The organism is Rhizobium sp. P2_G2 (assembly GCF_056403555.1).
This window is the reverse complement of record NZ_JBFUFF010000008.1, coordinates 92,247-101,964: the sequence shown is the minus strand read 5'-3', so window position 1 is coordinate 101,964 and position 9,718 is coordinate 92,247. Positions and strand designations below refer to the sequence as shown.

Below are 9,718 nucleotides of genomic sequence, written 5' to 3'. Positions count from 1 at the left end.
CGCGATGCAAGGCGATTCGTTGATGCGTGAAATATCGGTGGCACAGGCTCGATCGCTGCGATCAAACGACAATCTGGACAAGCAGGAGCGCAGGTCTCACTATAGATTCGGTCCGGGATTTCGAGATCGAAACTTTCGCCGTGATTTCCCGGCGAAGAGGGTGGGCCGGAGGGCTGGCATGGCATCCGCGAACTTTCATCTCGTCACCAACTGGCGTCTCGACGCTCCGGTCGAGCCGGTCTGGGACATCCTGACCACGCCGGAAACATGGCCACAATGGTGGTCCTCAGTGCGCAAGGTCGAGGTGATCGAGCCCGGCGATGCCGATGGCATCGGAGCGCTGCGGCGGCTGACCTGGGGGACTGCGCTGCCCTATGACCTGACCTTCAATATGCGCACGACCAGGGTCGAGCCGATGACCGTCATCGAAGGCCGCGCCTCAGGCGAACTCGATGGCACCGGCCGCTGGACGCTGACATCGGAGGGCGCCGGGTGCAATCTCCGCTACGACTGGATCGTCGAGGTGACGAAGCCCTGGATGGTCAATCTCGCTTTCATCTTGAAACCGGTTTTCTCATGGAACCATGGTGTGGTCATGGAACGCGGCCGGCGAGGCATTGTCAGCCGCCTTGCCGCAAGGCAATAACGATCGGCGATGCGCGATTGGCTGCCCGAGGCTGTCGACCGCGCGAAAACTTTCACGTCGCTCCGCGGGATTTCGAGAGGCGAAGCCGGCTAACCATCATGCCTCTTGCTGTCTAAAACCCCGTTGCCGGTATTGCGCCACCGGTGACGATGCCGCCTTCCGGCGAAATCAGGAAGGCAATCAGCCGGGCGATCGCCTCGGGCGTCACCCAGTTGTCGCGATTAGCGTCGGGCATGGCAGCGCGGTTCTGTGGCGTGTCGATCGTTCCCGGCAGGATGCAATTGGCCGTGATCCTGTGGGCATGGTTTTCTGCGGCGAGCGCCTCGGTCAGCCGGATCACCGCCGCCTTCGACGCCGCATAGGCTGCCTGGCGGGCGCCGGCTTTCAGCCCGGGTGCCGCGGCAATATGAACGATGCGCCCATTCTTCGCCGCTTGCATGCCGGGCAGCACGGCGGCGCTGATCGCATAGGCCGTGCGGGCGTTGATCGACAGCATCGCGTCCCATTGCGCCAGGCCGTCCTCGCCGACCGGCCCCATCTTGAAACCGCCGACGGTGTTGACCAGCGCGTCGATGCGGCCGAAGCGGCCTTCGGCCGCCTGCGCTGCCTTGCGGCAGGCGTCGAAATCGCCGAGATCGACACCCGGCAGTTTCAGTACCACCGCATCCGTCGGCAGCGAGGCGACGAGCGCGTCGAGTTTTTCCGGATCGCGCTCGACACAGGCGAGGCCGGCGCCCCGAGCAGCGAGGTCCGCCACGACGGCCTGCCCAAGATTGCCGGCCGCGCCGGTTACCATCACGACATTCGGCTTCATGTCTCATCCTCGCTTGATCCGGCACGACTATATCGGGCTCGCCGCAAACGGCAACCATGTCTCCAGCAGCATCTTGCGGAAGTGATGTATTTCGTCGCCGCGGCCATGCCATGGGCGAAAAGCGCCGGCGCGCTCGCCGACACTGGCGATCTCGCCTGAAAGACCGGTAAGCTTCGCTGTTTGAGCCTAATTCTCATAACGTCGGAGAATGGCGACAGATCCGGATCGGTAAATCGCCGGATCTCGCCAAAGCCGAACTGTCGAACCAGAGATCACGACGATCGATTATTTCTCATCGCTGCGCGCAATGTGTCGTTGATGCGATCTTGCCAGCCCGGTCCGTCCTCCTGGAAATAGGCGAGCACGTCGCTATCGAGTTTGAGCGACACAGCCTCTTTGGTCACTGGCAAGACCCGTCGTTCGACGGCCGGCGCGGCGACCTTTTTGGCTGGCTTGAATAAAGCCTCCGCCGCGTCCATTGGATTGGCAGGTCTTCGCGGTGTGTTTGCCATCAACAAGCCTCCTATAGTTCAGGATTCCACAATCCGCCTCTCGGTAGGCATGCCCGAGCGGAGAAGCCGAAGCAGAGGCGAATTGAGGATATTGCTCAGACGGTCGTTACGCGTTCCGCCTTCGACTTGCCGGTCTTTCGATCCTGGCCGAGTTCATAGCTCACTTTGTCCCCTTCGCGAAGGGAGCCGCCGCTCTGTAAGGCGGAGACGTGAACGAACACGTCCGCTCCACCGTTTTCGGGCGTAATGAAACCAAAACCTTTGTCGTTGTTGAAGAATTTCACTGTTCCTGTGGGCATGCTCAACTTTCCTTGGTGACTGTGCAGTGAGAGCCACGCTACATGGAGAACGATCTTCTTACAACAGGCTTGGCCGCAGCATCGGTCGGCCCGAGTGCGCAATCCCAACGTGACGCGCGCCGATGCGTCTCGGACGGACATCGACACCGTGTTGACAGCGTCACGAGCAATCTCGGCAGGCGCATAAAAACCCTGCGGCTCAGCGTTGAGCAGTCCGCAGCAGAACACGTCCGGATACCGGCCTTTGGTCCGCGCCTGACGACCGATTGTCGCGGTCGAATGGTTGATGTCGCGGATTGAGTGACATTAGGTTCGGCTTTGATCCACTATGGCGACCTCAATCGGGAGAGCCATGTGCAGAACCGCGCCACGCTCGGCATCATCTATCTTTGTTCCGGCATACTGATCTTCTCGCTGCAGGACGCCGTCATCAAGGCGGTGTCAGGCGAATATCCGCTACCGCAGGTCGTTGCGACGCGCTGCTTCGTCTCGGCGCCGATCCTCATCGTCATGGTGCATTTCGAGGCCGGGCTGGGCGCACTGGTTTCACGTGAATTCTGGCCATTGGCAGGCCGGGCCTTCCTGCTCCTGCTTGCCTATACGACCTACTACATGGCCTTTCCGGCGCTGCCGCTCGCCGATGCCGTGGCGCTTTATCTCACGGTGCCGCTATTCACGCTGGCACTCGCTCCCTTCCTGCTGGGCGAGGCGATCGGTTGGCGGCGGATCACCGCTGTGAGTGTCGGCTTCGTCGGCGTCATCGTCATGCTGCGACCGGGGGCAGGCCTTTTCGAACCGGCAGCACTTCTGTCGCTGTTTTCGGCGCTGACCTATGCGCTCGCCATGTTGTTTGCCCGCAAGCTGGGGTCGCAAACCACCGCCACCGTCATGGCCTTCTATCAAAACGGCGTCTATCTTGTCGGCGCTTTGGCCATTGCCGGCTTCTGCCATCTGACCGGTATCCAGCACGCGCCGTACAAATCGCTTGATTTCCTTGTCCGGCCCTGGGTCTGGCCGACGGTGTTCGATTTCCTTCTGATCGCCTCCTGCGGCGTGATCGCGGCGGTCGCCATGACGCTGCTCACCAATGCCTACCGGATCGCCAAGGCAAGCGTGGTCACCAGCTTCGAATATAGTGCCATGCTCTGGGCCTCGCTCTGGGGCTATTTGTTCTTCAGCGAGATCCCGCATCGGGCCACCATTGTGGGCGCCGTACTGATCGCTGCCGCTGGCCTGTTCGCCCTGTCGTCGCCCGCTGCACGCGAGAACAAACCGGCATAGTGGCTTTTAAGCGCGCTTTGGCGACGTGACGAGCGAATTGCTGAGAAGCCGGATTTCCGCCGACAGAAAGGCCGGAATGTTGGGCGCGGATGGTGCTGCCACACCGCTGTGAATCGCATGGATGACCGCGGCAAGACAGGCATGCAGTTGCTCGCCGCCGTCCTCGCCGAACAAGTCCCTGGCCAATGAGATGTTGCGGCCACCGGCCGTGGCGGCTTCTATCTGCCAGGCAGCGGCAAGCAGGCGGTAGGCGAGCCTTTGCGTGGCGACGACCGCCGGCCAGAGCGGCTCCGCCGCCGTCCTCGCCTCGGCACTGCTGCCGACCGCGGCATCGAAACTCTGCAGCAGCAGCATCGTATGATGTTGCAGATTGCGCCGTGCGGAGCGGACTTCGGCCGTATCGGCGTCCCCGATCGCGAGATGTTGCCCGACCAGATCGATGGCCGCCAGGGTGCGGAACAATTCCTGCGAGATGGCTCGATTGGCGCCGCGCTTCGCCAGAAGAGTAAAAACGATGACCCCGATCGCGCAGCCAAGCATCGTATCTTGGGCGCGGATCCAGACCTGATGGCCGATGTCAGGCACGGCATGACCGCCTGACGCGATGGTCAGCGCAATCGCGGTGATGAAGATAACGGCGATGCCGTAATTCCGCAGCACCAGCATTTCGATGATGAATTGCAGCACGACGATCGTCGCGGCAAGCCACAGTCCCTCGGGATGCAGCAGCAGAACGCCGCCCGCCAGTACGGTGCCCACGAGCGTGCCGCCGACGCGCTGGATCGCCCGCTGCAGCATCGTTGCCCAGTCGAGCCCCTGATAAAGCATCAGCACCGCTGCGGCGGTGATCCAGTAGGCATGCTCGATATTGATCGCCCAGCCGACCACGCCGCTGATCATCGACGCCACAGCCACGCGCAGGCCGATTTCGAAAGCCTGCGCGCCCGGCCTTATGCCTTCCTCCAGCAATTGCCAGCCACTGACGCGGCCCAGCGGCACATGGCCGGGATCGGTTATGTCCCGCGGCGCTGTTGCCTGCGCGGCAATCGCCTTTACTCGGTCGACATTCGCCTGCGGAATGGGTTCGCCGGCGGCCGCGGCATTGATCGTCTCGGCGAAGATCATATGCAGCTCCCGGCCTTCGGTGCGCAACCGCGTCAGCGTGCCGTCCGGACGTGGCCGGACCGGCTGTTGGCCGACCAACGCCGTCCAGGCAAGATGCAGAGCCGTCGCCGCCTGATGCCGGGCCGCGTCCATGCGCGGCGTGCCCACGGCAGCGATAAAATCGCGCACCGCGCCGGCAGCCGTCTTGAGCGCCAGGATTTCAGGCCCGCGCGGCGCGAACACCGCTCCTGCCATATGCAGCACCCAGGCGAAGGCGCCACCGGCAAAGACGAGCATGCCGACATGCCACCAGAGCAAATGCTCGGCGCCCATCGCCGTGCCGGCGGCAACGGCCAGCGTGAAGAGATAGGCGCCCGGTGGAGGGACCTTCAGCGCGCTGCACAGGAAGGCGGCAGCGGTCGCGAGCAGCGTGATCACCGGAATGACCAGCCATGCCGTGCTGCCCGCCGCCACGCCGATCATCACGGCGAGTGCGAAGGACAGTGCGATCGCGCCCAGATGAAAGGCGCGGTTGAGGAACGGCCGGTCATTGCCATAGACGGCGGTGAACCCGCCGATCGTCGCCATCAAACCCGCCGGCAGGTCACCGGCCAGCCAGCCGATCGCCGCTGGCGCACCCATTGCCAGGGCGGCGCGCAGCGCGAATGGCCAGCGCCGAACCACCGGTTTGCGCAACGCAAACAGGGAGCCGAGTTGAAAGGCCGGCCTCATCGGCGGAGGAATGTCTGAATTCGTTTTCGGATCGGGCATGGCGTGTCGGCATATTTTACCGGATCCAGCTTAGATTCACCCGGACCGGAAAACAATTCCGAGACTCATGCCTCGCCTATGTCCTGGTTTCAGAAAGCTGGCACATCCTGCCTCGCATGCAGGACGCTTTTCTTTCGCTGCTTTTCGCCGCGCTTCCGGATCATCAGAAATCGGCCAGTGAGATTGCGCCGCTCGACCGCAATCGTCCACATTCCCTCGATCTCGTCACGCGTCGCGTTGACGTTGCCGGAATAAACCACCGAATGGGACTGCACCCCGCTRCCGTCATAGGTCTTGATGAAGCTGATCGCACTTTCGTGGTGAAGGCCTTCGATTATTGCATTCTCCTGTGTGGCCGCCCTGCCATTATGATTCATGCTTTCATGGATCGTGCCCGTCAGTCGGCCACCGCTTTCCATGAGAACGCAGACGAAATGGCTTTCCGGGATTTGAGGCTGGGTGGTGTAGTGTAAAGCCCGTGCCAGACGCCGGTCAGGCTGTCACTGTTTTCCATTTTCCGCCTTCGCCCCGGTTCGAGGCGAAAGCATTACCACTGGTCGGATTTGCAAAATAGAGACCGTTTTGTCGCTCAGCCGCCAACCGCCCTGGGCACCATGGAGAGGTGCAGTTGCGGTCCGGAAAAGGGATAGTCGTCGAGAATGTCTTCGCGGAGTTCGACGCCGAGGCCGGGTTCCTTGGAGGGGATCACATGGCCGTCCTGCCACTCGATCTTCTTTTTGAGCAACGTCTCGTGAAAACCGTCGAACGTCTTGATCGCCTCGATAATCAGGAAATTCGGCAGTGTTACCGCCATCTGGATATTGGCGGCGGCGACGATCGGGCCGCAATAGCAGTGCGGCGCTATCTGGATGTGGAAGGCTTCCGCCATGGCGGCGATTTTCTTGGTTTCGAGAATGCCGCCCGAACGGCCGAGGTCCGGCTGCAGGATCGTGGCGGAACGGTTTTCGATCAGCCGAGCGAATTCGAATTTCGTCGTCAGCCGCTCGCCGGTGGCGATCGGGATCGAGGTACCGCGCGCCACCTGCGCCATCACTTCCGGCATGTCCGGCGGCACCGGCTCTTCGAACCACAGCGGATCATAGGGTTCGAGTGCCTTGGCCATCCGGAGCGCGCCGGAGGCAGTGAACTGGCCATGTGTGCCGAACAGGATATCGGCCTTGGTGCCGACTGCCTCGCGCACCGCCTTGACCATTGCGGCGGACAACTCGATGTCGATAAGGCGCGGCTGGTGGCCGTCATAGATCGTATAGGGACCGGCCGGGTCGAATTTTATCGCATTGAAGCCGTCCTTGACATATTCGAGCGCCGTGCGGGCAGCGATTTCCGGGTCGTTGTAGACATTGCGTTGGTCAGCGATCTCGGCCGGCACGACGGAACCGGTCTTTGGGTAGAGATAGGTATAGGTGCGCAGCGCCTCGTGCACCTGGCCGCCGAGCAGCTTGTAGACCGGCTTGCCGGCTTCCTTGCCGATAATGTCCCAGCAGGCGATTTCGAGCGCCGAATAGCAGCCCATCATGGTGATGTCGGGCCGCTGCGAAAAGCCGGAGGAATAGCAATTGCGGAAGAAAGTCTCGATGTCGTGCGGATCGCGGCCGACGAGATAGCGGGCGGCGCRGTCCTCGATCAGCTTGGCGGTGAGATGCGGGTCGAACGTGGCATTATAGGCCTCGCCATAACCCACGACATTGCCGTCCGTGGTCAGTTTGACGAAGATGAAATAGGGTCCGCCAAAGCCGGCCTCATTGGCGACGACCCAGGTTTTCACATCGGTGATCTTCATGCTCGCTCCCTCGAATTGGTTGCGACACTCCTAGCTGATTTTGCGCCGCGACGCCTGCCGCAAACCGTCAGGATCGAGGCGGAATTTGAACCGGCTGTGGAGAACAGGAGATCGAAGTTGCGGAGAGAACGCATATCCGCTTCCATTCGAATAACAATATTTCTTTGCAATTCGTACGGTAAGACCGTACATGTATTGAGCGATGAAAATCCGTTCCGTCCGGCACAAAGGTCTCAGACGCTTCATCGAAGGCGATGATGCAAAAGGCATTCGTCCGGACCTTTTGAATAGGGTTAGAAACATCCTGGCCACGTTGATCGTCGCTGATGATATCGACGGCGTACGCGGCCCGCCGGGATGGCGAATTCATCAATTGGCCGGCGATCGCGCCGGCGTCTGGAGCATTGCTGCATCCGGCAACTGGCGCATTACCTTCCTGATTGAAGATGGCGAGATTTCCGATCTCGACTTGGAGGACTACCACTGATGAGCGAACTGGTTTCGAAAATCGGCATGACGCCACCACATGTCGGCACCTTCATCCGCGAGGAAATTCTTGACGAACTCAATCTCTCGATTTCCAAGGCGGCCGATGTGCTGAATGTGCGCCGGGCGACGCTTTCCGATCTCATCAACGAAAAGGCATCGCTGACCCCGGAAATGGCGCTCCGGATCGAAAAGGCATTCGGCGTCAACATGGACACGCTTCTCAAGATGCAGGCCTGGTACGACACGGTCATGATGCGGCAGCATGCCGATGAAATCGACGTCAAGCGCTACCAGCCGGCAGAGTAGGGATTTCAATGAGCGACATCAAACTCGAAGACAGCTGGAAGCAGGCGCTTGCGAGCGAATTCGCCAGTCCCTACATGGCGTCGCTGAAGCACTTCCTGCAGGAAGAAAGGCAGGCGGGGAAGGTCATTTTCCCGAGAGGCTCGGAGTATTTTCGTGCCCTCGACCTCACCCCGCTCGGTCAGGTCAGGGTCGTCATCCTCGGCCAGGATCCCTACCATGGCGAAGGTCAGGCGCATGGGCTTTGCTTTTCCGTCCGGCCCGGCGTGCGCATCCCGCCGTCTCTGGTCAATATCTACAAGGAGATGGAGGACGATCTCGGCATCGCGCCGGCGCGGCATGGCTATCTCGAATATTGGGCGAAGCAGGGCGTGCTGCTGCTCAACAGCGTGCTGACGGTGGAGCGCTCGCTCGCCGCCTCACATCAGGGCAAGGGCTGGGAGAAATTCACCGACGCGGTGATCGCCCGCGTCAACGAGCAGGAGAGCCCGGCGGTCTTCATGCTCTGGGGTTCCTATGCGCAGCGCAAGGTGGCTTTCGTCGACACCCGCAAGCATCTGGTGCTCAAGGCGCCGCATCCCTCGCCGCTTTCGGCGCATAACGGCTTTTTCGGCTCGCGGCATTTTTCCAAGGCAAATCAGTTTTTGACGTCAAACGGCATGGAACCGATCGACTGGCAATTGCCGGAAAAGCCTGATGTGGTGGCCGAATAGGTTGCGGTTCAGCCGCCGTGTAACAGTTTCGCTGCCGTCTCCTCATCGGTGATCAACCCATTGACCAGCCCGCCATGAATCGCACCGCGAATGCCCGGCAGCTTGCGCGGTCCCTTGGCGGCGGCGATCACCAATGATGTGTCTCTCGGCGGGATTGGGGACGAGGCGACCCGTTCATTGGTAATGTCGCGAATGAATTTGCCCTCGGAATCGAAGGCCCAGCCGACGATTTCGCCGACCGCGCCAGCCTTCTGCAGCGCCTTGAGCTCGGCTGTGGTGATGAAGCCGTCGACATAGAGCGGCGCATCGTCGGTGAGTTCGCCGATGCCGACGAAGGTGACGTCGGCTTTTTCCGCCAGTTCCAGCGTCGGCCGGATCATCGCCTGGGCATGCAGCATTTCGCGCTCGCCGGGGGAGGAGGCAATGACCGGCAGCGGCATGGGGAAGGAGCGGACATTGACCGAGTCCGACATGGTGAAGACGACGTTGTAATAAGCGGCCGATCCGTCCGGCGCGATATTGCCGGTCAGCGACACGACGCGATGCTGGCGGCAATCCATGCGCGGCAAAAGTTCGACGGCTGCTTTCAATGTGCGCCCCGTACCGACGGCGATCAGCACCGGTTCCTCATGCCTGAGCCAGCGCTCCATTTCCGCGCTCGCCGCCTCGGCGACCCCGGTAATGGTCGATTCGGAGCCGGGATCGGTGGGGACGACATCGACGAATTTCAGCTTGAAGCGCTCGCGCAGCGCGTCGGAAAGCTCGAGACAGTTGGCGATGGGATGATCGATCTGCACTCGCACCAGGCCTTCCGAGCGGGCGAGCGAGACGAGACGCTGCGCCGACTGCCGGGAAACGCCGAGCTTCACAGCGATCTGGTCCTGGGTATTGCCCGCCACATAGTAGAGCCAGCCGGCACGCGCGGCATCATCGAGACGGCTGGAACGCTTGGCCATTTCGCCGAAAAATCTCCGTTGTCGATCAT

General features: G+C 61.3%; 12 protein-coding genes. 5 read left to right on the top strand and 7 right to left on the bottom strand.

What is annotated here, in order from left to right:
- Nucleotides 1-178: 178 nt before the first annotated feature.
- On the top strand, nucleotides 179-646 hold the full coding sequence (locus AC1D06_RS09590) for an SRPBCC family protein (protein ID WP_477986036.1): 468 nt from the start codon (nucleotides 179-181) through the stop codon (nucleotides 644-646).
- 112 nt (nucleotides 647-758) lie between these two features.
- Here AC1D06_RS09590 and AC1D06_RS09585 read toward each other — a convergent pair whose 3' ends face one another.
- The 3 genes from AC1D06_RS09585 to AC1D06_RS09575 form a co-directional block, all read right to left on the bottom strand.
- On the bottom strand, nucleotides 759-1,460 hold the full coding sequence (locus tag AC1D06_RS09585; protein ID WP_477986035.1) for an SDR family NAD(P)-dependent oxidoreductase: 702 nt from the start codon (nucleotides 1,458-1,460) through the stop codon (nucleotides 759-761).
- A gap of 272 nt (nucleotides 1,461-1,732) precedes the next feature.
- Nucleotides 1,733-1,972, bottom strand: a complete 240-nt coding sequence (locus AC1D06_RS09580; protein WP_477986074.1) for a BrnA antitoxin family protein — start codon at nucleotides 1,970-1,972, stop codon at nucleotides 1,733-1,735.
- A 95-nt stretch (nucleotides 1,973-2,067) separates the two neighbouring features.
- The gene (locus tag AC1D06_RS09575) at nucleotides 2,068-2,271 is read right to left on the bottom strand and encodes a cold-shock protein (protein ID WP_477876022.1); all 204 of its coding nucleotides are present in this window, start codon (nucleotides 2,269-2,271) and stop codon (nucleotides 2,068-2,070) included.
- Nucleotides 2,272-2,571: 300 nt separating this feature from the next.
- Between AC1D06_RS09575 and AC1D06_RS09570 the strand changes: the two genes are divergently transcribed.
- A complete protein-coding gene (locus AC1D06_RS09570) occupies nucleotides 2,572-3,552 on the top strand; it encodes a DMT family transporter (protein WP_477986034.1) in 981 nt (326 codons plus the stop codon).
- Nucleotides 3,553-3,558: 6 nt separating this feature from the next.
- On the opposite strand, the gene AC1D06_RS09565 is transcribed toward AC1D06_RS09570, so the two are convergent.
- The 3 genes from AC1D06_RS09565 to AC1D06_RS09555 form a co-directional block, all read right to left on the bottom strand.
- Nucleotides 3,559-5,427 (bottom strand): FUSC family protein, encoded by a 1,869-nt coding sequence (locus tag AC1D06_RS09565; RefSeq protein ID WP_477986033.1) that lies wholly within the window; start codon nucleotides 5,425-5,427, stop codon nucleotides 3,559-3,561.
- 89 nt (nucleotides 5,428-5,516) lie between these two features.
- Nucleotides 5,517-5,804 (bottom strand): hypothetical protein, encoded by a 288-nt coding sequence (locus AC1D06_RS09560; protein ID WP_477986032.1) that lies wholly within the window; start codon nucleotides 5,802-5,804, stop codon nucleotides 5,517-5,519.
- A gap of 212 nt (nucleotides 5,805-6,016) precedes the next feature.
- On the bottom strand, nucleotides 6,017-7,228 hold the full coding sequence (locus AC1D06_RS09555; protein WP_477986031.1) for a mandelate racemase/muconate lactonizing enzyme family protein: 1,212 nt from the start codon (nucleotides 7,226-7,228) through the stop codon (nucleotides 6,017-6,019).
- 202 nt (nucleotides 7,229-7,430) lie between these two features.
- Between AC1D06_RS09555 and AC1D06_RS09550 the strand changes: the two genes are divergently transcribed.
- Genes AC1D06_RS09550 through ung form a run of 3 tightly spaced genes read left to right on the top strand, consistent with a single transcriptional unit; the run spans nucleotide 7,431 to nucleotide 8,733 of the window.
- Entirely contained in the window at nucleotides 7,431-7,715 is a 285-nt protein-coding gene (locus AC1D06_RS09550) for a type II toxin-antitoxin system RelE/ParE family toxin (protein ID WP_477986030.1), read from the top strand.
- On the top strand, nucleotides 7,715-8,023 hold the full coding sequence (locus tag AC1D06_RS09545) for a HigA family addiction module antitoxin (protein ID WP_477876016.1): 309 nt from the start codon (nucleotides 7,715-7,717) through the stop codon (nucleotides 8,021-8,023). Before AC1D06_RS09550 ends, AC1D06_RS09545 begins: the two co-directional genes overlap by 1 nt.
- 8 nt (nucleotides 8,024-8,031) lie before the next feature.
- Nucleotides 8,032-8,733 (top strand): uracil-DNA glycosylase, encoded by a 702-nt coding sequence (gene ung / locus AC1D06_RS09540; RefSeq protein ID WP_477986029.1) that lies wholly within the window; start codon nucleotides 8,032-8,034, stop codon nucleotides 8,731-8,733.
- 8 nt (nucleotides 8,734-8,741) lie between these two features.
- Here the strand turns inward: ung and AC1D06_RS09535 are convergent, their stop codons facing one another.
- The gene (locus AC1D06_RS09535; protein WP_477876014.1) at nucleotides 8,742-9,689 is read right to left on the bottom strand and encodes a sugar-binding transcriptional regulator; all 948 of its coding nucleotides are present in this window, start codon (nucleotides 9,687-9,689) and stop codon (nucleotides 8,742-8,744) included.
- Nucleotides 9,690-9,718: the final 29 nt, after the last annotated feature.